General features: G+C 70.4%; 25 protein-coding genes. 11 read left to right on the top strand and 14 right to left on the bottom strand.

From position 1 onward, the window contains the following. Positions 1–56: 56 nt before the first annotated feature. The 5 genes from ABFX50_RS02260 to ABFX50_RS02240 are packed head-to-tail and all read right to left on the bottom strand — an operon-like array spanning position 57 to position 5,548. A complete protein-coding gene (locus tag ABFX50_RS02260; protein WP_346142770.1) occupies positions 57–899 on the bottom strand; it encodes an FAD binding domain-containing protein in 843 nt (280 codons plus the stop codon). Beyond that, a complete protein-coding gene (locus tag ABFX50_RS02255; protein ID WP_346142768.1) occupies positions 896–3,286 on the bottom strand; it encodes a xanthine dehydrogenase family protein molybdopterin-binding subunit in 2,391 nt (796 codons plus the stop codon). Before ABFX50_RS02255 ends, ABFX50_RS02260 begins: the two co-directional genes overlap by 4 nt. Beyond that, on the bottom strand, positions 3,283–3,765 hold the full coding sequence (locus ABFX50_RS02250; RefSeq protein ID WP_183650627.1) for a (2Fe-2S)-binding protein: 483 nt from the start codon (positions 3,763–3,765) through the stop codon (positions 3,283–3,285). The genes ABFX50_RS02255 and ABFX50_RS02250 overlap by 4 nt, the downstream gene beginning before the upstream one ends. Positions 3,766–3,819: 54 nt before the next feature. Continuing rightward, positions 3,820–4,029, bottom strand: a complete 210-nt coding sequence (locus ABFX50_RS02245) for a hypothetical protein (RefSeq protein ID WP_183650624.1) — start codon at positions 4,027–4,029, stop codon at positions 3,820–3,822. Next, positions 4,019–5,548, bottom strand: a complete 1,530-nt coding sequence (locus ABFX50_RS02240) for a PspC domain-containing protein (RefSeq protein ID WP_346142765.1) — start codon at positions 5,546–5,548, stop codon at positions 4,019–4,021. The genes ABFX50_RS02245 and ABFX50_RS02240 overlap by 11 nt, the downstream gene beginning before the upstream one ends. A gap of 112 nt (positions 5,549–5,660) precedes the next feature. On the opposite strand from ABFX50_RS02240, the gene ABFX50_RS02235 reads away from it, so the two are divergent. Genes ABFX50_RS02235 through ABFX50_RS02220 form a run of 4 tightly spaced genes read left to right on the top strand, consistent with a single transcriptional unit; the run spans position 5,661 to position 10,183 of the window. Next, on the top strand, positions 5,661–6,863 hold the full coding sequence (locus ABFX50_RS02235) for an ATP-binding protein (protein ID WP_346142763.1): 1,203 nt from the start codon (positions 5,661–5,663) through the stop codon (positions 6,861–6,863). Then, the gene (locus ABFX50_RS02230; RefSeq protein ID WP_183650615.1) at positions 6,860–7,492 is read left to right on the top strand and encodes a response regulator; all 633 of its coding nucleotides are present in this window, start codon (positions 6,860–6,862) and stop codon (positions 7,490–7,492) included. The genes ABFX50_RS02235 and ABFX50_RS02230 overlap by 4 nt, the downstream gene beginning before the upstream one ends. 57 nt (positions 7,493–7,549) lie before the next feature. Next, positions 7,550–8,686 carry an FAD-dependent monooxygenase gene (locus ABFX50_RS02225; RefSeq protein ID WP_346142761.1) on the top strand — a complete coding sequence of 379 codons (1,137 nt, stop codon included), beginning with the start codon at positions 7,550–7,552 and terminating at the stop codon, positions 8,684–8,686. Positions 8,687–8,707: 21 nt separating this feature from the next. Beyond that, positions 8,708–10,183 carry a glutamate-cysteine ligase family protein gene (locus tag ABFX50_RS02220; RefSeq protein WP_346142759.1) on the top strand — a complete coding sequence of 492 codons (1,476 nt, stop codon included), beginning with the start codon at positions 8,708–8,710 and terminating at the stop codon, positions 10,181–10,183. A 6-nt stretch (positions 10,184–10,189) separates the two neighbouring features. On the opposite strand, the gene ABFX50_RS02215 is transcribed toward ABFX50_RS02220, so the two are convergent. Continuing rightward, a complete protein-coding gene (locus ABFX50_RS02215; RefSeq protein ID WP_346142757.1) occupies positions 10,190–10,822 on the bottom strand; it encodes a response regulator transcription factor in 633 nt (210 codons plus the stop codon). A 74-nt stretch (positions 10,823–10,896) separates the two neighbouring features. On the opposite strand from ABFX50_RS02215, the gene ABFX50_RS02210 reads away from it, so the two are divergent. Genes ABFX50_RS02210 through ABFX50_RS02200 form a run of 3 tightly spaced genes read left to right on the top strand, consistent with a single transcriptional unit; the run spans position 10,897 to position 12,536 of the window. Then, positions 10,897–11,547 (top strand): neutral zinc metallopeptidase, encoded by a 651-nt coding sequence (locus ABFX50_RS02210; RefSeq protein ID WP_183650606.1) that lies wholly within the window; start codon positions 10,897–10,899, stop codon positions 11,545–11,547. 35 nt (positions 11,548–11,582) lie between these two features. Continuing rightward, on the top strand, positions 11,583–11,846 hold the full coding sequence (locus ABFX50_RS02205; RefSeq protein WP_183650603.1) for a WhiB family transcriptional regulator: 264 nt from the start codon (positions 11,583–11,585) through the stop codon (positions 11,844–11,846). 9 nt (positions 11,847–11,855) lie between these two features. After that, a complete protein-coding gene (locus ABFX50_RS02200) occupies positions 11,856–12,536 on the top strand; it encodes a CPBP family glutamic-type intramembrane protease (RefSeq protein WP_346142755.1) in 681 nt (226 codons plus the stop codon). On the opposite strand, the gene ABFX50_RS02195 is transcribed toward ABFX50_RS02200, so the two are convergent. Both ABFX50_RS02195 and ABFX50_RS02190 read right to left on the bottom strand, forming a co-directional pair. Further along, complete coding sequence (locus ABFX50_RS02195) at positions 12,478–13,224, bottom strand: ABC transporter permease (RefSeq protein ID WP_346142754.1); 747 nt, start codon at positions 13,222–13,224, stop codon at positions 12,478–12,480. The genes ABFX50_RS02200 and ABFX50_RS02195 overlap by 59 nt on opposite strands. Positions 13,225–13,317: 93 nt before the next feature. Then, entirely contained in the window at positions 13,318–14,019 is a 702-nt protein-coding gene (locus ABFX50_RS02190) for a PIG-L deacetylase family protein (protein WP_346142750.1), read from the bottom strand. 96 nt (positions 14,020–14,115) lie between these two features. On the opposite strand from ABFX50_RS02190, the gene pcrA reads away from it, so the two are divergent. After that, positions 14,116–16,365, top strand: a complete 2,250-nt coding sequence (gene pcrA / locus ABFX50_RS02185) for a DNA helicase PcrA (RefSeq protein ID WP_452464366.1) — start codon at positions 14,116–14,118, stop codon at positions 16,363–16,365. A gap of 75 nt (positions 16,366–16,440) precedes the next feature. On the opposite strand, the gene ABFX50_RS02180 is transcribed toward pcrA, so the two are convergent. The 5 genes from ABFX50_RS02180 to ABFX50_RS02160 all read right to left on the bottom strand — a co-directional run bounded on the left by ABFX50_RS02180 (position 16,441) and on the right by ABFX50_RS02160 (position 20,511). Continuing rightward, positions 16,441–16,875 (bottom strand): nitroreductase family deazaflavin-dependent oxidoreductase, encoded by a 435-nt coding sequence (locus ABFX50_RS02180; RefSeq protein WP_346142749.1) that lies wholly within the window; start codon positions 16,873–16,875, stop codon positions 16,441–16,443. Between the two features lie 24 nt (positions 16,876–16,899). Then, positions 16,900–17,691, bottom strand: coding sequence for a hypothetical protein (locus ABFX50_RS02175; RefSeq protein ID WP_346142747.1), 792 nt, complete (start codon positions 17,689–17,691; stop codon positions 16,900–16,902). 109 nt (positions 17,692–17,800) lie between these two features. Continuing rightward, the gene (locus tag ABFX50_RS02170; RefSeq protein ID WP_346142745.1) at positions 17,801–18,592 is read right to left on the bottom strand and encodes a hypothetical protein; all 792 of its coding nucleotides are present in this window, start codon (positions 18,590–18,592) and stop codon (positions 17,801–17,803) included. Further along, complete coding sequence (locus tag ABFX50_RS02165) at positions 18,589–19,419, bottom strand: hypothetical protein (protein WP_346142743.1); 831 nt, start codon at positions 19,417–19,419, stop codon at positions 18,589–18,591. The genes ABFX50_RS02170 and ABFX50_RS02165 overlap by 4 nt, the downstream gene beginning before the upstream one ends. Before the next feature lie 258 nt (positions 19,420–19,677). Beyond that, on the bottom strand, positions 19,678–20,511 hold the full coding sequence (locus tag ABFX50_RS02160) for a hypothetical protein (RefSeq protein WP_346142741.1): 834 nt from the start codon (positions 20,509–20,511) through the stop codon (positions 19,678–19,680). A gap of 220 nt (positions 20,512–20,731) precedes the next feature. Between ABFX50_RS02160 and sucC the strand changes: the two genes are divergently transcribed. The 3 genes from sucC to ABFX50_RS02145 all read left to right on the top strand — a co-directional run bounded on the left by sucC (position 20,732) and on the right by ABFX50_RS02145 (position 24,675). Then, positions 20,732–21,913, top strand: coding sequence for an ADP-forming succinate--CoA ligase subunit beta (gene sucC, locus ABFX50_RS02155; protein WP_183650576.1), 1,182 nt, complete (start codon positions 20,732–20,734; stop codon positions 21,911–21,913). Then, a complete protein-coding gene (gene sucD / locus ABFX50_RS02150) occupies positions 21,913–22,788 on the top strand; it encodes a succinate--CoA ligase subunit alpha (protein WP_183650574.1) in 876 nt (291 codons plus the stop codon). Before sucC ends, sucD begins: the two co-directional genes overlap by 1 nt. A gap of 300 nt (positions 22,789–23,088) precedes the next feature. After that, positions 23,089–24,675 carry a cell division protein PerM gene (locus ABFX50_RS02145; protein WP_346142739.1) on the top strand — a complete coding sequence of 529 codons (1,587 nt, stop codon included), beginning with the start codon at positions 23,089–23,091 and terminating at the stop codon, positions 24,673–24,675. On the opposite strand, the gene ABFX50_RS02140 is transcribed toward ABFX50_RS02145, so the two are convergent. After that, entirely contained in the window at positions 24,672–25,091 is a 420-nt protein-coding gene (locus ABFX50_RS02140) for a hypothetical protein (protein ID WP_346142737.1), read from the bottom strand. The two genes, ABFX50_RS02145 and ABFX50_RS02140, sit on opposite strands and share 4 nt — an antisense overlap. Positions 25,092–25,111 lie beyond the last annotated feature (20 nt).

Here is a 25,111-nt window from a genome sequence, read left to right as displayed (position 1 = left end):
CCTCCGCTGACCACCCCGTGGGTTGTGGGCGTCCCCTGAGGGACGCCCACGCGACGTCAGGGCCTGCCCGCGGCCGCGTTCACCGCCCTGTGAGTCAGCACCTGGGCCAGGTGCCTTCGGTAGTCGGCCTGGGCGTGCAGGTCGGAGGTGGGCGAGGTGTCCTCGGCCGCCTCCGCGCACGCCTGCCGTACGGCCTCGCCCAGCTCGACGCCCTGCAGCGCGCTCTCGACCGCGCGGGCGCGCACCGGAGTGGGGCCCATGTTGGTCAGCCCGATCCTGGCCTCCTGGATCGAGCCGTTGGCCCGGCGGACCGCCGCGGCCACGCCGACGATCGCCCAGGCCTGGGCGGTGCGGTGGAACTTCTCGTAGTGGAAGCCCCAGCCGGGACCGAGCTTGGGCACCTTCACCCCGACCAGGATCTCGCCAGGCTCCAGCGCCGGCTCCAGGTAGTCGAGGAAGAAGTCGGCCGCGGGGATCTGCCTGGTGGAGGTCACCATCACGCACTCCAGCGCGAGGGCCACGGCCGGCAGGTCTCCGGCGGGGTCGGCGTGGGCGAGCGAGCCGCCGAAGGTGCCGCGGTGCCGTACGGCGGGGTCGGCGACGGTGGCGGCGGCCAGCGCCACGAGCGGGCAGCCCGCGATGACGGCGGGCGAGCGCAGCACCTCGTCATGGGTGGCCATCGCGCCGATGAAGACGTGGTCGCGCTCGTCGAGGATGCCGGTCAGCTCCTCCAGGCGGCTGACGTCGACCAGCAGCGAGGGGTAGGCCAGGCGCAGGCGCAGCAGCGGCAGCAGTGACTGGCCGCCCGCCAGCACCTTCGCCTCCTCGTCCGAGGCCAGCGCCTCGCTCGCCTCCTGCAGCGAGCCTGGCCTGAGGTAGTCGAACTGGGCCGGGATCATCGGATGGCCCTCCAGATCCGTTCGGGCGTGCAGGGCATCTGGATGTCGTGCACGCCGTGCGGGCGCAGGGCGTCCACGACGGCGTTGACGACGGCGGGCGTGGAGGCGATGGTGCCCGCCTCCCCGACGCCCTTGACGCCGAGCGGGTTGGAGGTCGCCGGCGACTCGGTCCTGTCGGTGACGAAGTCGGGCAGGTCCGCGGCCGTGGGGATCAGGTAGTCGGCCATCGTCGTGGTGAGCAGGTTGCCCTCGGCGTCGTGGACGGCCTCCTCGTACAGCGCCTGCGCGATGCCCTGGGCGAGACCGCCGTGCACCTGACCCTCGACGATCAGCGGGTTGATGACGTGACCGACGTCGTCCACCGCCACGTACTTGCGGATCCTGGCCATGCCCGTCTCGGTGTCGACCTCGATCGCGCACAGGTGGGTGCCGTGCGGGAAGGAGAAGTTCTCGGGATCGAACGTGGCGTCGGCGTCGAGCCTGGGCTCCACCCCCTCGGGCAGGTCGTGCGCGGCGAAGGCGGCCAGCGCGAGCTCCTGGATCGTCTTGCTCGACTCCGTCCCCTTGACCTTGAACGCGCCCTGGGAGAACTCGAGGTCGTCGGGCGAGCACTCCAGCGTGTGCGCGGCCAGCCTCCTCGCCTTCTCCTTCACCTTCTCGCACGCCCGCAGGACGGCCATGCCGCCGACCACCAGCGAGCGCGAGCCGTAGGTGTCCATGCCCTTGTGCGAGATCGCGGTGTCGCCGTGGACGACCGCGATGTCGTCGAACGGCACGCCCAGCGAGTCGGCCACGATCTGGCTCCAGGCGGTCTCGTGGCCCTGCCCGTGCGGCGAGGTGCCGGTGACGACCTCGACCTTGCCCGTGGGCAGCATGCGCACCGAGCCGTGCTCCCATCCGCCCGCGCCGTAGCTGAGCGAGCCGAGCACCCTGCTGGGCGCCAGGCCGCACATCTCGGTGTAGGTGCTGACGCCGATGCCGAGCTGGACGGGGTCGCCCCTGTCGCGCCTGTCGGACTGCTCGGCGCGCAGCTTGTCGTAGCCGAACAGCGACAGCGCCTTCTCGGTGGCCGCCTCGTAGTTGCCGGAGTCGTAGGTGAGTCCCGCGATCGTGGTGTACGGGAACTCCTCGTGCCTGATCCAGTTGCGCCTGCGCACCTCGATGGGGTCGAGGTTCAGCTCGGCCGCCAGCTCGTCCATGACCCGCTCGATGGCGTAGGTCGCCTCGGGACGGCCGGCGCCCCTGTAGGCGTCGGTCGGCATCTTGGTGGTGAAGACGCCCGTGCAGTCGAAGCTGTAGGCGTCCATCTTGTAGATGCCGTTGAACATGAAGGCCCCGAGCAGCGGCACGCCCGGCGTGACCAGCATGAGGTAGGCGCCCATGTCGGCGAGCAGCTCGACCTTCACGCCCCTGACGCGCCCGTCGGTCTCGGCGGCCAGCGCGATGTGCTGGACCTGGTCGCGGCCGTGGTGCACGGTCAGGTTGCCCTCCGAGCGCGACTCGGTCCACTTGACCGGCTTGCCGAGCCTCCTGGTGAGCAGCAGGCAGAGCACCTCCTCCGCGGTGACCTGCAGCTTGGAGCCGAACCCCCCGCCCACGTCCGGGGCGACCACGCGCAGCCTGTGCTCGGGGATGCCGGTGGTCAGCGCCAGCATCACGCGCAGCACGTGCGGGATCTGGGTCGAGGACCACAGCGTGAAGGACTCGCCGTCGGTGGTGGCGACGACCGCCCTCGGCTCCATCGCCGTCGGGATCAGCCGCTGCTGGACGTAGGTGCGGTCGATGAGCACCGGCGCGTCCCTGAAGGCGGCGTCGATGTCACCCTGGGCGAAGGTCCAGGTGAAGGCGCGGTTGCCGCTCTCGTGCACCTTCGGGCTCGCCTCGGTGAGCGCCTCGGCCATGTCGAGGACGGGAGGCAGCGGCTCGTAGTCGACGTCGATCGCGTCCAGCGCGTCGGCCGCCAGGTAGCGGTCGGTGGCCACCACGCAGGCGACGGCCTCGCCCGGGTAGCGGACCTCCGTCACGGCCATCGGCGGGTGGTCCGGGATGACGATGTCCTCGGTCACCGGCCACGCGCACGGCAGGCTGCCCTGCTCGTCGGCGACGTCCTGACCGCTGAAGACGGCGACCACGCCCGGCATGTCGCGCGCGGCGGAGACGTCGACGCCCACGATGCGCGCATGGGCCATGGGGCTGCGCTTGAAGGCGACGTGCAGCAGCCCGGGAAGCTGGATGTTGTCGGTCCAGGTGGTGCGCCCGGCCAGCAGCCTGGCGTCCTCCTTGCGCCTGCGCGCCCTGCCGACCTCGCGGGTGCTGTCGGGCTCCGACAGCTGCCCGCTCTCGGCGATCTGCTGGGCGACCACGCCCGCGTCGAGCTCTTCGGTCATGGCGTCGTCACCGCCTGCCCCATGCTCTGGGCGCCCCGCCGTACCGCTCTGACGATGTTGCAGTAGCCCGTGCACCTGCAGAGGTTGCCCTCCAGGCCGTGCCTGATGGTCTCCTCCGACGGGTCGGGGTCCTCCCTGAGCAGGTCGATCGCGGCCATGACCATGCCAGGCGTGCAGTAGCCGCACTGGAGCGCGTGCTCCTCGTGGAAGGCCCGCTGCATGGGGTGCATGGTCCCCGCGGTCGCGAGGCCCTCGATCGTGACGACGTCGCTGCCGTCGGCCTGTACGGCCAGCACCGAGCAGCTCTTCACGCTCTTCCCGTCGAGCATGACCGTGCAGGCGCCGCAGTTGCTGGTGTCGCACCCGACGGGGGTGCCGGTCTTGCCCAGCCGGTCTCGGAGAAGGTGCACGAGGAGGAGCCTGGGCTCCACGTCCTCCTCGTATCGGATTCCGTCGACGGTGACAGCGATTCGAGGCATACGTCCTCCCTCAATAGCGGGGGTGATTCGAACGTACGCCTATGAATCGATCGGTCACAAGCGCCTGACGGACCTCGCGACGATGGCTATCACCCCTGCGAACCCCAGGCCGCCGACGAGCAGCGCCCAGAGCAGCAGCGCGTCACTGATCACACCGCTCACCAGCAGGATGCCGAGGACCACGAACAGGATGCCGCTGAGCAGGGCCATCCAGTCGGTCCTGTGCAGCAGCCGCTGCCGCTCCGGGCTCGTCTCACGCGCCAACGCGCACCTCCAGGTCGCCGACGCCGCCCTTGAGGTTCAGCACGATCGTCGGCACCGCGCCCTCGGGTCTCACCTCGGGTTCGAGCACCCTGTTCACCTTGAGGTCGGTGCCGCCCTCGACGGACTGACCGATGGAGATGTCGCCCACCCTGGAGGTCGCGTGCACCTCCACCCGAGCCGTCGGCGGCACGATGACGACGAGCTCGCCGACCGACAGCGTGGCCCTGAAAGTGGTCTTGGCACCCGGAGGGAGCTCCAGCTCGGTCAGGTCGAGTGTGCCGTCGCCGATGCCCACCTCGTAGACACGGGCCGACTCGGCCACGCTCGTCGGGCTCCACGTGGCGCTGCCGATCTTCCTCGGCAGATGGCCGAACATCAGGCCCGCCCCGATGACCAGGGCCAGGACGGTGCCCAGCGCGACGAGCCCGGCGCCACGGCCGAACCAGGTGGCCACCAGCAGCCCTGCGCCGACGGTGATGAGCATGGCACCACCCACGGCGGTGAGGCTGGGGGTGGCGGATCCAGAGGTGGCTTGGGCCGCCACGACGATCCCTCCAACGATCATTGCGAGCAGGACGGTGACCGCGCCTGTGAACGACCTGCGTCGCCTGGGGCGGGGGGTGGGGACCTGCTCGCCGTAGTGGCTCAGGTCATAGGGCGAGTAGCCGGCCCGCCTGCGGGGATCGAGCGGCTGGTAGGGGCCGCGCGGCGCGAACGGCTCGCCGTAGGAGGGCAGAGGGGGCAGCGGCGCCACCGGCGCCTCGCTCACCCTCGTAGGGATCCCGGGCGCCTGGTTCACCCTGGTGGGAGCCTCGGGCTCCTCGTTCACCCTCGTGGGAGCCTCGGGCACCTCGTTCACCCGGGTGGGCGCCTCGGCCTCCGGCTCGGAAGGCGCGGAGGCGTTGAAGGCCGCGCTCTCCATGGAGGGCATGGCCTCGGGGCGAGGCTCGTGGCGGACGGCGGGCGGCTCGTGCCGCATGGGAGCCGGCTCCCTGCGGACGGCGGGCTGCTGCGGCCGTACCGGCATCGGTCCGGTGACGACGGGCTCGGGCGCGATCGGCTCGGTCCTGCGGTTGAGCCGCTCGGGCAGCGAGCGGGCCAGCGCGGGCAGGTCGAGGCCTCGGGCGTGCGCGGTCAGCAGCGTGATCGCCATCAGCGTGGCGACCACCAGCGTGCCGGTGCCCAGCCACACCGTGGCGATGTTGATGATGAGGCCGAACCCCGCGACGCCGGTCAGCAGCGCGAACACGGTCTCGGCGTCGAAGTCGCGCCTGGTCCACGTCTCGACGTGGCCAGGGCGGCCGTTGGACTCCTTCATCAGCAGGAAGGCCGCGATGTAGAGGAACAACCCGATGCCGGAGCCGAGCACCAGCATGGCGAAACCGATCCGGTAGACCACCGGATCTATGCGCGTGTAGCGGCCGAGCCCCGCGCACACGCCAGTGATTATCCGGCCCTCGCCGCTGCGCTTGAGCACGCGGGGCGGGGCTGCCTGGTCGGTGGGCGGTGCTTCGGTCATGGCACCATCGTGGCGCGGAAGGCCAGGATGCGCATCCGGGACTCCCCTGAGGAGACCCTGGGGCTGCTCCCTGATGTCCGGCACGTCCGCGACGTGTGACTATGGCCATGTTATGGCTGACCAACAGACTCTGCGCGAGACAGACGACGCGCCCTTTCCCCGGCTGACCCGTTCCATGGAGGGTCGGCTGGTCGGCGGCGTCGCCCAGGGCCTCGCCGCCCAGCTCAAGCTGGATCCGATCGTGATCCGGCTGAGCTTCGTGCTGCTCAGCGTCGTGGACGGCGTGGGCATCGCCGCCTACGCCGTGCTGTGGATGATCACGCCGCGCAGACAGGCGGAGGGTCCGCCGCCGGCCCGCGACTGGAGCCAGCTGGCCGCCTTCACGGCGATCGGCGTGGCGCTGGCCGCCTTCGGCTGGCTCACCGGCGCCGCCCAGGGAGGCATCGGCATGCTGCCGTTCGCCGTCGGCGGCATCGGCGCGCTCATCCTCTGGCAGCAGGCCGATCCCGAACGGCGCAAGACGTGGGTCAGCGGCGCCACCAAGGGCATGCGGAAGAACCGCGTGCGCACGCTGCTCGGCGTCGTCCTCGTGGTCATCGGCGCGATCGGCTTCCTCGTCGCGGAGGGCCAGTGGCAGGCGGCCAGGCCTGGGCTGCTGTTCACCGCCGTGGTGGTCGGCGGCATCGCGGTCATCGCGGCGCCGTGGCTGGCGGGTCTGTGGAAGGAGCTGCAGCTCGAACGGCGCGAGCGCATCAGGCAGGAGGAGCGGGCCGAGGTCGCCGCGATGGTGCACGACTCCGTGCTGCACACCCTCACGCTGATCCAGCGGGTCTCGCACGACCCGCGCGAGGTCACCAGGCTGGCCCGCGCGCAGGAGCGGGAGCTGCGCAACTGGCTCTACCAGCCCGCGCAGGACGCCGACGCCACGCTCGCCGCCGCCGTACGGCGCATCGCGGCCGAGGAGGAGGACTCGCACGGCGTGCCCATCGAGGTCGTCTGCGTGGGCGACACCGAGCTCGATTCGGGCGGCAGGCTCGGAGCCATGCTCAACGCCTCTCGCCAGGCGATGGTCAACGCGGCCAAATACTCCGAAAGCCCGGTCATCTCCGTTTATGCGGAGGTGGAGGGTGAAGAAGTCACCATTTTCGTGAAGGATCGGGGCAAGGGCTTCGATCTGGACGAGGTACCCCTGGACCGCATGGGGATCAGGGAGTCCATCATCGGAAGGATGGAACGCCACGGCGGCAACGCCAGGGTGCGTACCGAGCCCGGTGAGGGCACGGAAGTGATGTTGACGATGAAGGTGGAGAAATGATTCGCGTGCTGATCGTCGATGACCATCGGCTGTTCCGATCGGGCGTGCGCGCCGAGCTGGGCGACTCGATCCAGGTCGTGGGCGAGGCCGAGGACGTCGAGTCGGCGGTGAAGGCGATCGCCACGCTCGAACCCGACGTCGTGCTGCTCGACGTCCACATGCCGGGCGGTGGCGGCCAGGAGGTGCTGCGCCGCGTGCTCGGCTCCGGCTCGCAGGTCCGCTTCCTCGCGCTGTCGGTCTCCGACGCCGCCGAGGACGTGATCGGCGTGATCAGGGGCGGCGCCAGAGGCTACGTCACCAAGAACATCAGCGGGCGCGAGCTGACCGACGCGATCCGCAGGGTGGCCGACGGCGACGCGGTGTTCTCCCCCCGGCTGGCCGGGTTCGTGCTCGACGCCTTCGCCTCCAGCGAGGCGCCCTCCATCGACCCCGAGCTCGACTCCCTGACCCAGCGCGAGCGCGAGGTGCTGCGCCTCATCGCGCGCGGCTACGCCTACAAGGAGATCGCCAAGGAGCTGTTCATCTCGGTCAAGACCGTGGAGACGCACGTGTCGTCGGTGCTGCGCAAGCTCCAGCTGTCGAACAGGCACGAGCTGTCGCGCTGGGCCACCGCCCGCCGTCTGGTGTGACCTGCCGGTCAGCGACCGGTGCGTGGGCGGTGCGGGCCCGCGGCCAGTCTGCCTGACATGAACATTCTGATTTCCGGCGCGAGCATCGGCGGACCCGCTCTGGCCTACTGGCTCACGCGGCACGGCTTCGACGTCACGATCGTGGAGCGCTCGAACGGCCTCAGGCCAGGAGGCCAGGCGATCGACGTGCGCGGGCCCGCCCTCGACGTGGCGGCGCGCATGGGCCTGCTGGAGGAGATCCGCGCGCACCGCGTCGAGATGCGCGGCATGTCCATGGTGGACGGCGAGGGCAACGAGGTCTACCGCTCGGAGGAGCACACGTTCACCGGCGGCGAGCTGGCCGGCCCCGACATCGAGATCCTGCGCGACGACCTCAGCCAGATCCTCGCCAAGGCGGCGGGCGAGGTCGGCTACCTCTTCGGCGACTCCATCAAGGAGATCGTCCAGGACGGGAGGGGAGCGCACGTCACCTTCGACAGCGGGCTGCGCCGTACCTTCGACGTGGTGGTGGGCGCGGACGGGCTGCACTCCAACACCCGCGGGCTGGTCTTCGGCCCCGAGAGCCGCTTCATCCGCCACCTGGGCACCTACCTGTCGGTGTGGACCGCGCCCAACATCCTCGGCCTCGACCGCTGGCAGGTCTTCCACCAGATGCCCGGCACCGGCTGGGGCGGCGGCGTGATGAGCGTGCGCGGCAACAGCGAGGCGCGGGTCTACATGGGCTTCGAGTCCGAGCCGATCGCCTTCGACCACCGCGACGTCGAGGCGCAGAAGCGCATCCTGCGGGACAGGATGGGCGGCGCGGGATGGGTCTTTCCCGAGCTGCTCGAGCACATGGGGAAGGCCGAGGACTTCCACCTCGACGCGATGGCCCAGATCCACATGGACAGCTGGTCCAGCGGCAGGGTCGTGCTGCTCGGCGACGCGGGCTACTGCGGTTCGCCGCTGTCGGGGCAGGGCACCAGCATGGCCATGGTGGGCGCGTACGTGCTGGCAGGCGAGCTCGCCGCGGCCCGTGGCGACCACACCGCCGCCTTCGCCGCCTACGAACGGGAGCTGCGCGACTACGTCAGGGGCAACCAGGAGCTCGCCCTCACCAACAAGGCGCGCGTGGAGGCCCAGCAGGCCGGTGAGGAGTATCGGGGGGAGGTTTTTGGTGAGGTCGTGGGCAGGCTGTCCTTGAAGGACTACTAGTCCCGTGCGACATTCCCAGGTATGGGCAAAGACGTGCCGGTCGTCGTGTTCAGCAGGGAAGACCGCCGTAACTATCGGGAGAAGGTGCGGCGCAATCTCGACGTCTTCGCTCAGATGCTGCGGGAGTCGCGTTTCGAGTTCGACCGGCCGCTGGCCGGGCTGGAGATCGAGCTCAACCTGGTCGACTCGCGGGGCGACCCCGCCATGCGCAACGCCGAGGTGCTGGCGGCCATCGCCCAGCCCGACTGGGCGACCGAGCTCGGCCAGTTCAACGTCGAGATCAACATCGCCCCTCAGGGACTGGACGGCGACGGCGCGCTCCGCCTGGAGGAGTCGGTGCGCGCCAGGCTCAACCACGCCGAGGAGCGCGCCCGCTCGGAGGGCGGCCACCTGGTCCTGATCGGCATCCTGCCGACGCTCAGGCAGGAGGACACCCACGAGGGCACGCTGTCGGCCAATCCCCGCTACAAGCTGCTCAACGAGCAGATCTTCGCCGCCAGAGGCGAGGACCTGCACCTGTGCATCGAGGGCGTCGAACGCCTCGACACCTACGCCGACAGCATCACCCCCGAGGCCGCCTGCACCAGCGTGCAGCTGCACCTCCAGGTCAGCCCCGAGGCGTTCGCCGCCCACTGGAACGCCGCGCAGGCCATCGCGGGCCCCCAGGTCGCCATCGCGGCCAACTCGCCCTACCTGTTCGGCAAGGAGCTGCACAGGGAGACCAGGATCGCCCTGTTCGAGCAGGCCACCGACACCCGCCCGAAGGAGCTCAAGTCGCAGGGCGTACGGCCGCGCGTGTGGTTCGGCGAGCGCTGGATCACCAGCGTCTTCGACCTGTTCGAGGAGAACGTCCGTTACTTCCCCGCGCTGCTGCCGCTGTGCTCGGAGGAGGACCCCACGGCCGAGCTCGCGGCGGGACGGATCCCCTCGCTGGACGAGCTCACCCTGCACAACGGCACCGTCTACCGGTGGAACAGGCCGGTCTACGCGGTCGTGGACGGCACGCCGCACCTGCGCGTGGAGAACAGGGTCCTGCCCGCGGGGCCCTCCGTGCTGGACGTCGCGGCCAACGCGGCCTTCTACTACGGCCTCATGAAGGTGCTGCCCCACGCCGAGCGCCCCGTGTGGAGCCAGATGGCCTTCGGCACCGCCGAGGAGAACCTGGCGAGCGCGGCCAGGCACGGGCTGGACGCCAGGCTCTACTGGCCAGGGCTCGGCGAGGTGCCCGCGGCCGAGCTGGTGCTGCGCAGGCTGTTGCCGATGGCGGCCGAGGGGCTGTCGCGGTGGGGCGTCGACAGAAGCGTCGCCGACCGGCTGCTCGGGGTGATCGAGGGCCGCTGCCTGACCGGCAGGACGGGCTCCACCTGGCAGGTGGAGGCCGTCGCGGCCTACGGGGGCGACGGGCCCGAGGGCAGACAGGAGGCGCTGCGCAGGATGACGCTGGCCTACATCGAGCGCATGCACGCCAACGAGCCCGTCCACGCCTGGGACGTCTGACGGAGGTCAGCCGAGTCCGGCCTCGCGGGCCCTGATGATGGCCTGGGCGCGGTCGGCCACGTGCAGCTTCATGAAGATGTTCGACACGTGGTTCCTGATGGTCTTGGAGCTGAGGAACAGCAGCGAGGCGATCTCGGTGTTGTTGCGGCCCTGCGCGATCAGCTCGAGGACCTCCCGCTCCCGCTCGGTCAGCTCGGGGAAGGCCGCGCGCGACGGCTCGGCCATGCCCGCGAAGAAGCCGAGCACCCGCTTGGCGATCCCGGGGCCGTAGATCGCCTCTCCCGCCGCGACCGCCTGCACGGCGCGGGAGATCTCCTCCACGCCCGCCTCCTTCAGCAGGTAGCCCCTGGCCCCGGCCCTGATCGCGGCGAACACCGAGTCGTCGTCGTGGAACATGGTCAGCACCAGCACCCCGATCCCCGGGCTCACCCTGGTGAGCGTGCGCGTGGCGTCGACGCCGTTGCCGCCAGGCATGTGCAGGTCCATGACCACGACGTCCGGCTGGAGCTCGGCCGCCAGCCGTACGGCCTCGGCGCCGTCCCTCGCCTCGCCGACGACCTCGATGTCGAGCGCGGACAGCAGGCCGCGCAGTCCTGAGCGGAAGACCGGATGGTCGTCCGCGATGAGAACCCTGATCATCCGCTGATCGTCCCACCGGCCCCCGGTCCCCGTCTCGGGGCGTGTGTCCCCGGCCTCCCGGGCAAAATGAGGGAATGACCCTCCGCAGATCGCTCGCCGCGCTGCTGGTCCTCCTGCTGACCGCGTGCGGTGGGCCCGCCGCCTCCACCCGCGGCCGCGAGGGCGACACCTTCGAGGAGGACGTACGGCTGGCGCGCGTGCACACCGAGGCGTTCTGGAAGGCGCAGTTCGAGGCGCTCGGCCGCACCTACGAGCCGGTCACGGACTTCGTCGCCTACAGGGGTGAGGGCGGTCCTTCGTGCGGGGGACAGCCCGCCGTGCCCAACAACGCCTTCTACTGCCAGGACGGGCACTTCATCGCCTACGACGTCGACTGGATGGCGGCCTTCTGGAACGAGATGGGCGACGGCTCGACCTATCTGATCATTCCGCACGAGATCGGGCATGCCGTACAGGCGCAGCTGGGCACCGAGTTCGCGCTCAACGTGCAGAGAGAGCTCCAGGCGGACTGCTACGCGGGAGGGGCGCTGGCGGGGCTGGTGCGCGCGGGCGTGCTGGAGGCCGAGGAGGGCGACGACACCGAGCTCCTGCTCAACCTCGAGGCCGCGGGCGACCCCACCGACGACTGGTTCAGGCCCGACGCGCACGGCACCGCCGCCCAGCGGCAGCGCTCGTTCGCGACGGGATACAACAACGGTGTAGGCGCATGTACGTCGCAAGGGTGATGCGGGCCCCTGGCTTCGCGGTCTAGCTTGGGCGCATGCCATTGGGGAACGTCAGAGAGATCAGCTGGCTGCGGCGGGGAGCCTGCAGGACCAGCGACCCCGACCTCTTCTTTCCTCCCGCGCCGTCTCCTGTCCAGGAGGCGCGGGCCAAGGCGGTCTGCTCGGGCTGCCAGGTGCTCGACGACTGCAGGGCCTACGCGGTGCGGTCGGGGGAGACCGAGGGGATCTGGGGAGGGCTCACCCCCCAGGAACGCAGACGGCTGCGCTTTCCCGCCGGATGGCGGCAGCGCAGCGCATAGCCTCAAGGGGTGCTGCTTCGCTCCCTCGCCGTGCTCGTCGCGGCCAACGTCGTCAACAACCGTGTCGCCCCCAGACTCGCGCCGCTGACCTCGGCCGTCGCCACCGGCGCGCTCGTCGCGATGGCCCGGCGCTCGGGCCTGTCGTGGGAGGAGATCGGCTTCACCCGTGGGCTGAAGGGCGCCAGGACGGGCGCCGCGCTGGCCGCGATCGTGGCCGCGGGCTACACCGCGGGCATCGCCATCCCGCGCACCCGCCCGCTCTTCCACGACGAGCGGGCGCTGTCGCTGTCCAGGGCCGAGCTGCTGGAGGCGGCGCTGCTCCAGGTGCCGGTGGGCACGGTCCTGCTGGAGGAGGTCGGCTTCAGAGGCGCCCTGTACGGCATGCTGCGCCGCGACCACGGCACCGCCGCGGCCACGGCGCTCTCGTCGGCGCTGTTCGGGCTCTGGCACATCCTGCCCGCGATGGAGCTGGCCCGCGCCAATCCCGCTCTCGGCGAGCTGGCCTCGGGGAGCACGGATGTCACCAAGGTCGTGGTCGGCGGGGTGCTCTCCACGACCGCGGCCGGCGTGCTGTTCTGCGAGCTGCGCCGCAGGGGCGGCCTGCTGGCCCCCTCGATGCTGCACCTGGCGACTAACTCGCTCGGATACCTGTTCGCCCGAATCGCCCCCGCGCCACCAGCTCGACCGTGACGAGCACCGCGATCGCCTCGGCGGCCAGCAACCCCACGAGCACCACCAGCTGGACGACGCCCGCCTCGAGTGGCTGCGCGCCGCCCAGCAGCATGCCGACGAACGCGCCGGGCAGCGTGACCAGGCCGACGGTCCTGGTCTGGTCGAGCGCGGGCACCAGCGCCTGGGCGGCGGCGGGGCGGCAGATCTCCAGGTTGGCGTCCCTGTCGAGCAGTCCGAGGGCGAGCGCGGCCTCGACCTCGCCCCTGCGCTGACGCAGCTCGTCGACGGCGCGCCTGCCTGCCAGGGCGGTGGCGGTCAGGCAGCCGCCGAGCAGGATCCCCGCGATCGGGATGAGCGTGATGCCCCGCATGGGGGCCACGCCGGTGCCGAAGAGCGCGATCAGCACGGGCAACGTGCCCGCCGCGATGGGCAGGGCGGCGGGCCAGGGGCGCTCCTTGGCGATCCTGCGGCCCGCGGTGACGGTGGCGACGCCGTACATGACCAGCAGGAAGGCGGCGACGCCCGGTGGCGCGCCGACGACCCACGCGATCACCAGCGAGACGGCGCCCAGCTGGACCGCCGCCCGCAGGCAGGCGGTCAGGACGGCGCGGGCGTGCCCCAGCCCGCCCAGCCCCGCCACGACCGCGCCCGCGACGGCGAGCAGGACGACGACGGCGACGAGCGCGGGGGTGAGCGTGAGTCCCATGCGGAAGGTTCTACAGGGGAGACGATCCGAGGGTCAGGAGCGGCGGGTCCGGAGCGGCGGGTCAGGCGGTCGGCCAGACGGGTCAGGCGCTGGTCAGGCGGTGGGAACGACCTGGAAGGCCTCGGCGTAGCGGCCCTCGCCGAGGCCCGCCTTCAGCGCGATGCCCGACCAGCGCTCGCGGACGAACTCCTCGAAGCCCTCACGGTGCCCGACCTGGCTCGCGTGGGCGGTGAGCGCGGTGATCTTGCGGTCGATCGTGTCGGTGATGTCCACGAAGTGGTTGGGGCTCGCGCCGCCGAGCAGCCAGACCTCGCCGACCGTCCACGCCTCCAGGTCGGCCAGCTCGGCGTAGGCATAGGGGTTGCGCGCGTCGGGGTAGACGGCGTCGAGCGTGGCGCCGCCGACGGCGCGGTGGTCGGGGTGGCTGGGGCCGATGAACTGGTAGTTGCGCTCGGGGGTGCTGGTGATCACCAGCTCGGGGCGCACCTGGCGGATCACCCTGGCGATGTCGCGCCGCAACTCGATCGTGGGCTCCACCCTGCCGTCGCGGTAGCCGGACAGGAACCGCACGTCGGTGACGCCGACCGCCTTGGCGGCCTCGGCCTGCTCGGCCCTGCGCAGCTCGGCCATGCCCTCGCCGTCGACCTCGCGCTCGTTGCCTCCCGCGTCACCCGAGGTGACGAGCAGGTAGGTCACCTCGACGCCCTTGTCGACGAACTGCGCGATCGTGCCCGCGGCGCCGAAGTCGACGTCGTCGGGGTGCGCGGTCACCACCAGGACTCGGGTGATCTCCATGTTCTCTCCTTACGAAGGGGGTCCGTTCTCGGAACCTGGAAGGGCCGCGAGGCATTCCTGGACGCGTTTGTCGGTGGCGCGCTTTACCCTAGGTCCGTGCCCACCCAAGTCTCTGTTGACCACCCCTTGCTCGACGGCCTCAACCCGCAGCAGCGCGAGGCCGTGATCCATCACGGCAGCCCCCTGCTCATCGTCGCGGGGGCGGGTTCAGGCAAGACTCGGGTGCTCACCCACCGCATCGCCTACCTCCTGGCCGAGCGCGAGGTCCACCCGGGTGAGATCCTCGCGATCACCTTCACCAACAAGGCCGCCAAGGAGATGAAGGAGCGCATCGACAGGCTGATCGGCCCCCGCTCCAAGGCCATGTGGGTGATGACCTTCCACAGCGCCTGCATGCGCATCCTGCGCAAGGAGGCCAAGAGGCTCGGCTACCCCTCCAGCTTCTCCATCTACGACCAGGCCGACTCCCAGCGGCTCATGGCGATGGTCTGCCGCGAGATGGACCTCGACCCCAAGCGCTACCCGCCGCGCTCGTTCTCCGCCCAGGTCAGCAACTTCAAGAACGAGCTGATCGACTACGAGAGCGCGATCGACAGGGCGGGCTCACACCTGGAGAAGACGCTCGCGCAGGCCTACAAGGCCTACCAGCTCAAGCTGACCGAGTCCGGCGCGATGGACTTCGACGACATCATCATGAACACCGTGGTGCTGTTCCAGCTCTTCCCCGAGGTGGCCGAGCACTACCGCATGCGCTTCAGGCACGTGATGGTCGACGAGTACCAGGACACCAACCACGCCCAGTACATCCTGATCAGGGAGCTGGTCGGGCGGCCCCAGCTGACCACCGTCGACGGCGAGCCGGTGCGGTCGGGGGCCGACCAGTCGGAGCTGTGCGTGGTCGGCGACGCCGACCAGTCGATCTACGCCTTCCGCGGCGCGACGATCCGCAACATCCTGGAGTTCGAGCGCGACTACCCCGACGCGCGCACGATCCTGCTCGAGCAGAACTACCGCTCCACCCAGAACATCCTGGCCGCCGCCAACTCGGTCATCTCGCGCAACGAGTCGCGCAAGCCGAAGAACCTGTGGTCCGACCAGGGCGACGGGCCGAAGATCGTCGGTTACGTCGCCGACAACGAGCACGACGAGGCGATGTTCGTCGCCCAGGAGGTCGACAAGCTCACCGACGAGGAGGGCGTGCGCCCCGGCGACGTCGCGGTCTTCTACCGCACCAACGCCGCCTCCCGCGTGTTCGAGGAGATCTTCATCCGCACCGGCCTGCCGTACAAGGTGGTCGGGGGCGTGCGCTTCTACGAGCGCAAGGAGGTCAAGGACCTGCTGGCCTACCTGCGGGTGCTGGCCAACCCCAACGACGTGGTCTCCCTGCGGCGCATTCTCAACGTGCCCAAGCGCGGCATCGGCGACCGCGCCGAGGCGATGGTCGAGGCGCTGTCCTCGCGTGAGCGCATCTCCTTCTGGGAGGCGCTGCGCAGGGCGGAGGAGGCGTACGGCATGGCGACCAGGTCGCTCAACGCCATCCGCGAGTTCGTCGCGATGGTCGACGACCTGATCGGCAAGGCCGAGGGCATGCCGCCCTCGGCGCTGGCCGAGGAGATCCTCGTGTCGACCGGCTACCGGGCCGAGCTGGAGGCCTCCGAGGACCCGCAGGACGAGTCGCGCCTCGAGAACCTCAACGAGCTGATCTCCGTCGCCTCCGAGTTCGAGGAGGCCAACCCCGAGGGCACGCTCGTGGAGTTCCTCGAGCAGGTCTCCCTGGTGGCCGACGCCGACCAGATCCCCGAGGGCGACGGCGGCCAGGGCGTGGTCACACTGATGACCCTCCACACCGCCAAGGGCCTGGAGTTCCCCGTGGTCTTCCTCACCGCGATGGAGGACGGCGTCTTCCCGCACATCCGCTCCCTGGGCGAGCCGAAGGAGCTGGAGGAGGAGCGCCGCCTGGCCTACGTCGGCATCACCCGCGCGGAGAAGCGCCTCTACATCACCAGGGCGGCGGTGCGCAGCTCGTGGGGCTCCCCGTCGTTCAACCCCGCCTCGCGCTTCGTCAACGAGGTGCCTGCCAAGCTCATCGAGTGGCGCACCGACCCGGAGAAGTCGGCGTGGAGCGCGGCCACGTCCCGCAAGGAGAGCCCGACACCGGCTCGCAAGCCCGGCGGCAAGCAGGTGCCGTCGCTGAATCCCGGCGACAGGGTCACCCACGACGCGTTCGGCCTCGGCACCGTCGTGTCGGTCGACGGCGTGGCGGAGAAGACCAAGGTGAAGATCGACTTCGGGAGTGGCGGCGAGAAGACCCTGCTCCTCGCCTACGCACCGCTGGAGAAGCTCTGACAGGCCCGTCCTGAGCACGGGCGGCGGCGTCACGGCGACGGCGCCGCCCAGATCATGGAAGGGCGGCCACGGCGCTCAGACCCTTTCCAGGACGACGATCGGGATCTCCTGCCTGGCGGTGGCCGCGTACCGGTGGTACAGCGGCGCCAGGGTGGTCATGAGCCGCCACAGCCTGTCGCGTTCGGCGCCCGTCGCGGTGTGGGCGCGCACGGCGAACCGCTCGGCGCGCACCTGCACCTCGGCCTCGGGGTTGGCGAGCAGGTTGAGATACCAGTCGGGCAGCGTGGGGGCGCCGAGCGCGCTGCCGGACGCGACCAGCACGAGGCGCTCGCCGTCCCGGCCGAAGAACACCCCGGTACGGCGGCGCGTGCCGCTCTTCCTGCCCACGGTGGTGAGGATGAGGTTGGTCACGCCGCCTTCGAGGAATCCGTCCTCGCCGTCGGTGTCGAGATAGCGGCGCACATGCTCGGCGACCGAACGGTCGGGGCTGTCGGTGACGTCTGCGTTCATGGCGTCATCGTGCAGCCCCGGACTTCAGTTCTCCTCAGGAAGAGCTTCGGCGAGCTTCATGGCCGCCTCACCCGGGAGTTCGAGCTCGGGAAGGTCGTCCGCCTCCATGACCAGGTCGGCGGGCGGCGGCTCGACGGTGACCTTGGCACCCCACCCGGTGAAGCGCAGGTCGGAGGTGATGCCCAGCTCGTGGTCGTTCGTCTGCTCCGAGATCCTGGTGGTCATGCGGGTGACCCTGCCCTCGGCGTCGAACCAGAGGGCCCACGCCACCTTCTCGCGGTTCAGCCGGGATCCGCCCAGGGGCCGTCCGGGGATCTTGGCGGCGTGGATGAGGCCTTTGGCGGTGCTGGAGGTGCGGGAGGTGGCGGTGGCGAGCAGCGCCCGCAGCGTGCCGGGCCGGAAGAGGTCGACCGTGACGTCCGCGAGATTCCTCTCGGGGTAGTGGTGGCGCACCCACTTCCTGTCCAGCGGAAGATGGCCGATCAGGCGGCCGCCCGAGGTGTAGCTCTTGCCCTTGGCCCTGATGAGCAGCGTGGGGAAGCGGAACTCGTCGTCCATGTGCTCGTTCCCGAGCGGCGAGTACATCGTGGTCGAGTCGTCGACGTCGACGGACCCTCCCTTGCGGAACCCGGCGACCCTGGTGGTCCTGGCGGTGAGGTAGTGCCTGCCGTCGGTCCTGACACGGGTGACGACGGAGATGGTGACGCCCCTGCCAGGCTCGATCTGATCGTCGAGCACCTTGACAGGGTCGGGCTTCGGGGCGGGCTGGGCGGGGACGGCGGTGGCGAGCGCGAGGGCGATGAGGAGTGGCTTCATGGGGGGTCCTGAAGGTACGGAGTGAGCGAGGGGAGCCGATGACCTGGCGGCTGTGGTGAAGCGCCGAACGGGCGGCCATGACCGGCCGCCCGTTCGACGCGCACACGTCCTACTTGTTCGCTTCGGCGATCGGGTCCGGGATCGGGACCGACTCACCGAGGGCGTCGGCGTCGAACACCTGGTCGCCGGGCGGAGGGGAGACGGTGACCGAACCCCATCGGCTGACCCGCGTCTCGGTCTTGATCGAGACGCCGTCGACGGAGGGCAGGGTGGCGCTGAAGCGCTTGACCAGGCCCTTGGCGTCGAACTGGACAGTCCAGGACACGTTGCCCTTCGTGGCGAAGGTCCGCAGCCTGGGCGCCACCGAGCGCAGCTTGGCGACCGAGATCGTGCCCTTGGCCACGCCGCCCTTGGGAGCGGCGCCGGCGAGCAGCGTCTTGAGCGTGCCGGTGGCCAGGATGTCGATCGGCGGCGCGCCAGGAGAGTCGACGGGCTTGTCGAAGCGCAGCCAGGTCATCCCGGTGGGCAGCGCGTTACGGACGAGGCCGCCGGAGACGTAGCTCTCCTTGCCGACGGTGATCACCCGTGAGGTCTCGGTCAGCGCCGAGATCAGGTAGACGTCCTCGGGGGCCATGGCGCCGTAGATGGCGGGGCCGAGATCGCCCTTGAAGGTCAGGTCGCTGCCCTTGCCGAGCTGGACCTTGCCCTTCTCCTTGAAGCTGATCATCAGCTTGCCGTCGACGCTCATGGAGGTGGCGGAGGCCACCTCCGCGCCCTTCTTGGCGGAGAGCTGGGCCTCCATCACCTTCACCGGATCCGGGCCTGCCGCGGCCTGGGCCGGAAGCGCGGTGACGAGGACCACGCCGGTGGTGAGAGCGAGGCCGACGAGAGCGCGCCTCACCCGGCGGCCTCGGTCAGCGCGTCGGGCATGCCGGGCACGTCGGGCAGCTCCTCGTCGAGGTCCTTGGAGTCGATCCAGTCAGCGGCGGGCGGCGCGGTGACGGTGACCTTGGAGCCCCAGCCGGTGAACCTCTCGTCGGCGGTGAAGTCCATCGTCTCGCCCCTGCCCAAGGGCACGGAGAGCTTGGTGGCGAACCGGCTCACGAGGCCCTTGGCGTCGATCCACAGCGTCCAGCTGACCTTCTGGCCCGCCTTGGCGCCGAAGGGCCTGCCCGGCAGCTGGGAGACCTTGATGGTGCCCTTGGCCACGCCGTTCCTGTAGGAGGAGGCGTTGGCGAGCAGGGTCTTGAGGGTGCCGGAGGCGAAGAGGTCGACCTTCGGGCCGCCGAGGCTGTCGCCCGCGTTGGGCGTGCGCACCCAGGTCTTGCCCTCGGGCAGCGTGCTCGCCACCAGGCCGCCGGACATGTAGCTCCACTGCTTGACGCTGATCACCCTGGTGGGGGTGCGTACCAGGTCCTTGAGCGACTGGCCGTCCTCCTCGTCCTCGAGCGCCGCGACGATGACCGGGTCGAGGTGGAACTTGGTCGTGCGGTCGCTGGCGGCCACGCCCGACTTGCCGAACGCCGTGACGCCGCTCTCGCGGGCGGTGATGACCGGGTCGCCGGAGATCGACATCCGGATGGTGGAAGAGGTCTTGACGCCCTTGCCCGGCACGTACTGCGCCTTGAGCGACTTGACCGGGTCGGCCTTCGGCGCCGCCTGCGCCGCGGGGGCGGCGATGAGCGCCACACCCGTCGTGAGGGCGAGGCCGACGAGAATTTTTCTCATGCAGGTTTCCTTCAACGTCTGGAGGGGGAGGACGATCTTTTCAATCGAAGATCACAAGGGCGTCTCGGAGACGAGTCGGGCTTGTATGGGCGCGAGCCTGCCGACCACAGATTACGAAAGCCGGGAGATCACGCGCACGCTTCGTGAACTTTTCGTGCAGAGCCCCCCGCCGCCGTCAGCCGGTCGTTCCTGCGGGGTTGTGGGCGCAGCCTGACGGCCCGGCGGTCCCGTCGGGGGCGCCGGGCCGTCAGGGGGGTGTTACTGCGTGGCCTCGGTGAGGACGCTGGGGAGGTCGGGGACCTCGCTGTCGAGGTCGGCGGCGTCGACCACCTCGGCCTCGGGCGGGGCGACGATCGAGACCTTGCTGCCCCATGCCGTGAAGCGGGTGTCCGCGGTCATGCTCATGACGCCCAGCAGGCCGAAGTCCATCTTGGCCTCGCTGGTCACCCTGGTGACGAGCTGCTTGGCGTTCAGGGTCACCGCGTAGGCGATCTTGATCTTGCCGAACTTGCCCTTCACCGCCGAGCCGCCGGAGGCCTTGCTCAGGTCGCTCAGCGTGATCGCGCCCTTGTAGACGCCGCCGCGCACGCTCTTGGCGCCCTTGAGGACGGTCTTGAGCACCGTGGTGTCGAAGATGTTGATCATCTGGCTGCCGGACAGGCTGGCCTCGGGCGTGCCGGGGACGCGCACCCACTTCTTGCCCTCGGGCAGGTCGGTGGCGTAGATGCCGCCCTTGGCGTACGTCTGGCCCTTGACGCTGACGTACCGGGTGGGGCTGAACAGGGCGGCGAACTCGTCGTCGGGCTTGACGGTGACGCCCTTGCTGCGCCGGGTGAGGTCAGAGGAGACGACGCCTGACTTGCCGAACTCCAGCACGCCGGTCATCCGGCCGACGGGTCCCGAGGACTTGCCGTCGGTGGTCATGGTGGAGGTCTCGGAGATCCTGACGCCGTGACCGGCGACGAACTGCTTCTTGAGCGCCTCGACCGGATTCTTCGGCGCCGCGGAGGCGGGGGCCGTGTGTGCGAAAGCGGGGGTGGCGACCGCGACCACGGATACCGTGAGCGCGGCGGCGGCGATCAAACGCCTCATGTCGGTGTGTGCCCCTTCGGTCAGATGTGCGGGACATCCTAGATCCAGAAGGGGACAATCGGGCGATTTACCGCACACTGGTGTAGCAGGCAAGAGATATCTGCGACCCGATGACCTGGGCAGCTCAAGCTTGGGACTAGGCTTCCTTGGCGGAAACGCCCGGCACACGGGGTGGGCCCGGGCCGTCGTACATCAGTCGAACAAGCAAGGACGGACCCTCGTGGACCTGTTCGAACATCAGGCGAAGGAGCTCTTCGCGGACTACGGCATCCCGGTGCCGCGCGGCATCGTCGCGCACACCGTGGAGGAGGTGCGTGCGGCTGCCGAGCAGCTGACGGGCCGCGTTGTCGTCAAGGCCCAGGTCAAGACCGGGGGCCGCGGCAAGGCCGGTGGCGTCAAGGTCGCCGACGACGCCGCCGACGCCGTAGCGAAGGCCACAGACATCCTCGGCATGGACATCAAGGGCCACACGGTCCACAAGGTGCTCGTGGAGGAGGCGAGCGCGATCGCGGAGGAGTACTACTTCTCCTTCCTGCTCGACCGCGCGAACCGTACCTTCCTCGCCATCTGCTCCGCCGCCGGCGGCATGGACATCGAAGAGGTCGCGCACAACACACCGGAGAAGGTCGCCAAGGTGCCGGTCTCGGCGCTGACGGGCATCGACCGCGCCAAGGCGCGCGAGATCGCCGTCGCCGGCGGTCTTCCCGAGAAGTCCCTGGACGGCGCGGCCGAGCTCATCGAGAAGCTGTGGTGCTGCTTCGTCGACGAGGACGCCTCGCTCGTCGAGGTCAACCCGATGATCCTGTCGGCCGACGGCCAGGTCAAGGCGCTCGACGGCAAGGTCACGCTGGACGAGAACGCCACGTTCCGCCAGTCCGACCACGCCGCGTTCGAGGACAAGGCGGCGGAGGACCCCCTCGAGGCCAAGGCCAAGGAGAAGGACCTCAACTACGTCAAGCTCGAGGGCAACGTCGGCATCATCGGCAACGGCGCGGGCCTGGTCATGTCCACGCTCGACGTCGTCGCCTACGCGGGCGAGGCCTTCCCCGGCAAGCCCAAGCCGGCCAACTTCCTCGACATCGGCGGCGGCGCCAGCGCCGAGGTCATGGCCGCGGGCCTGGAGATCATCATCTCCGACCCCGCGGTGAAGTCGATCTTCGTGAACGTCTTCGGCGGCATCACCGCCTGCGACGCCGTCGCCAACGGCATCGTCTCGGCGTTCAAGCTGCTGGAGGAGCGCGGCGAGGCCGTGACCCGCCCGCTGGTCGTCCGCCTCGACGGCAACAACGCCCTGCTGGGGCGCCAGATCCTGCACGACGCAGCGCTGAAGGGCGTCGAGCTGGTTGACACGATGGACGACGCGGCCAAGCGCGCCGCCGAGCTCGCTGCGGTAGGTGCGTAATGGCTATCTGGCTGACCGAGAACAGCAAGATCATTGTTCAGGGCATGACCGGCGGTGAGGGCACCAAGCACACCCGCCGCATGCTCGCCTCCGGCGCCCGCGTCGTGGGCGGCGTCAACGCCCGCAAGGCGGGCACGGTGCACGAGGGCCTGCCGGTCTTCGGCACCGTCAAGGAGGCCATGGAGCAGACCGGGGCCGACGTCTCCGTCGTCTTCGTGCCTCCCGCCTTCACCAAGGACGCGGTCATCGAGGCGATCGACGCGGGCATCCCGCTCTGCGTGGTCATCACCGAGGGCGTTCCCGTCCACGACACGACCGCCTTCTGGGCCTACGCGGTCTCCAAGGGCAACAAGACCCGCATCATCGGTCCGAACTGCCCCGGCATCGCCTCGCCCGGCGCCTCCAACGCCGGCATCATCCCGGCCGACATCACCACCGCGGGCCGCATCGGCCTGGTGTCGAAGTCGGGCACGCTGACCTACCAGCTCATGTACGAGCTGCGTGACTTCGGCTTCTCCACGGCCGTGGGCATCGGCGGCGACCCCGTCATCGGCACCACGCACATCGACGCGCTCCAGGCCTTCCAGGAGGACCCGGGCACCGACGCGATCGTGATGATCGGTGAGATCGGCGGCGACGCGGAGGAGCGGGCCGCGGCCTACATCGAGCAGCACGTGACCAAGCCGGTCGTCGCCTACGTGGCGGGCTTCACCGCTCCAGAGGGCAAGACGATGGGTCACGCGGGCGCGATCGTGTCCGGCTCCGCGGGCACGGCGCAGGCGAAGAAGGAGGCACTGGAGAAGGTCGGCGTCCGCGTCGGCAAGACCCCCTCCGAGACCGCCCGCCTGATGCGCGAGATCATGCAGTCCCGCTAGATCTCTGCCTGCCTGTACGGCGCAGCACGGAACGGCCACCGGGGTCACCCGGTGGCCGTTCCGTCTTCCACGCCACTGCAGCCGACTCCGCCGCCCGCCGTCACGTCAGGGTCGTCGGCCGATCTCTTCGAGTCCCTGGGGGCCGCTGTTGTCCCGGCCCTGACTGGGGGGCAGGGCGCGGGCAGCCGTACAGGATCATGGTGAAGATCCGGCGCGGCTGCGGGGTTCTTGACTGAAAACTTGAGAACATCGAGCACTGTGACGGCCCTTCTCGACCAACTCCGGACAGCCCCCCGAACTGTGCTCAGCAAGATCTCCGGGGACGACGACGAGACGAGGCGGCCCCTGCCCGTCTCCGGGATGCTCGCCGCGGCCGCCACTCTGGGCGTCGGGCTGGCCGTCCTCATCACGCTCACGCTGGTCGGATGGATCGCGGCGCCCAGGGGAGCGCTCGGAACGGGCCTGCCCGGGGTGTTCCGCACGGCGGCGCAGATCTGGCTGGCGGCCCACCACGCCGGCTTCTCCTGGCCTGGAGGCCAGCTCGGGCTGCTGCCGCTGGGCCTCATGGTGTTGCCCTCCGTGCTGCTCTACAGGGCGGCGCGGTGGATGGCGCGCGATGCCGACCTCAGGCTGAGGCTGCCGGCCAGGCTGCCGAAGAACAGCCCCAAGGAGCAGGCCAACGCGCGCCGCAGGGCGCAGCTGGTGCTGGTGGCGCAGGCGGGGATCTCGCTGGCCGCGCCGTACGCGCTGCTGGCCGGGCTGATCGCGCTGGTGGCCAGGAACGAGATCACCCAGCCGTTCATCGGCGAGGCGCTGCTCAGCCACTTCGTGCTGGCGTTCCTGGCGGGCGTGCTGGCCACCGCGCGGACCATCGGGTCGTGGCGCTCGATGCTGCGGCTGCTGCCCGAGCGGGTGCGGGCGGTCACGGTGGGCACGGCGGTCGCCGTCGCGCTGCTGCTGGTGTCGGGCCTGCTGCTGGTGCTGGTCGCCGTCGTGGTCAACTTCGGGCAGGTGCGCGAGCTGACCGACGGCCTGGCCCCCGGCTTCGTCGGCGGGCTGCTGCTCCTGCTGGTCCAGGGGCTCTACCTGCTCAACGCCGTCATCTGGGGCATGTCCTACATCGCGGGGCCGGGCTTCGCGGTGGGCACGGGCACGCTCGTCGCGCCCACCGGCGTGCAGCTCGGCTACGTGCCGACGCTGCCGCTGCTCGGCGCGCTGCCCGACAGCGGTCCCGTGCCCGCGCTGATGATGGCGGTCATCGCGCTGCCGTTCGCGGCGGGCGCCGCGGCGGGTGTGGTGGTCGTCAGGATCGCGCCCTCTCCGTCGTACGAGGCCGCGCCGCTGTGGGGGTTCGTCACCGGCGTCACCACCGGGCTCGCGGCGGGGCTGCTCGCGGCGCTGTCGGGCGGGCCGATCGGCGGGGCCAGGCTGGCGGCCGTCGGCCCTTCGCCCTGGGAGGTGGCGCTGTCGGTCTGCCTGGAGGTGGGCGTCGCCGCCGGCATCTCGGCGGGCCTGGCGAACTGGTGGCTGCTCTACCAGGGCGCGCGAGGGCGCGGCCCGATCGCGCGCAAGCTGAACACCGCCCGCAAGGCGGGGGCGGTGATCGCCAAGGCGGCGAGCAAGGTCGGCCTCGCCGAGTCCGAGGGCAAGGCGCTGCCGGGCCACTGGATGGACGCCACGGAGGCCGACACCCAGCCGATCCCGGTGATCCGCGACGACTGGCAGGACGAGCACGCCTCAGCGGCGGCCGAGGCGCTCTCGCCCGCGTCGGGCCCACAGCGCCCCGACACGCCCAGGCAGCCGCGCCGCGACATCGTCGACGAGTCGGACGACCGCGGAGGCCACGTCATCTATCTCGACCCGTACGCGTGGGACCGGGACGACTAGGGCTGTACCGAACCGAGGACGTCGATCACGCCGGGCGGCAGCTTGGCCGCGGCGGCGTCCCTGAACTGCGAGAAGCAGGCCTCCTTGGCGGCCACCGTGCCCGCGCCCCTCATGCACTCCTGGTAGACGGAGTATTCGTCCATGAGGTAGAGCTGCATGGCCGTCGCGCCCGCCGAGAGCATCAACGAGAGCGAGGAGACGACGATGCCGCCCACCGCCACGCCCGTCGACCTGCCGGCTCCGCGCAGGATCGGCAGTGCCCTGATCCCCGCGATGAGCGCGAAGACCGCCATGACCAGCCCCGCGAGCGGGAGCATGAACGTCATGGCCAGCGCCGCGACGGACAGCCATATCGCCCTGCGGCCCGCCGACTCCGCGAGCTGCTGACCGCCCGGTGCCTGCACCGGTGTCGTCACCTGACCTCCTCTGCGTTGCC

The organism is Nonomuraea recticatena, assembly GCF_039533245.1.
GTDB lineage: Bacteria > Actinomycetota > Actinomycetes > Streptosporangiales > Streptosporangiaceae > Nonomuraea > Nonomuraea roseola.
Note: the sequence above shows the minus strand (reverse complement) of the source record. Positions and strands in the feature narration are given on the sequence as shown.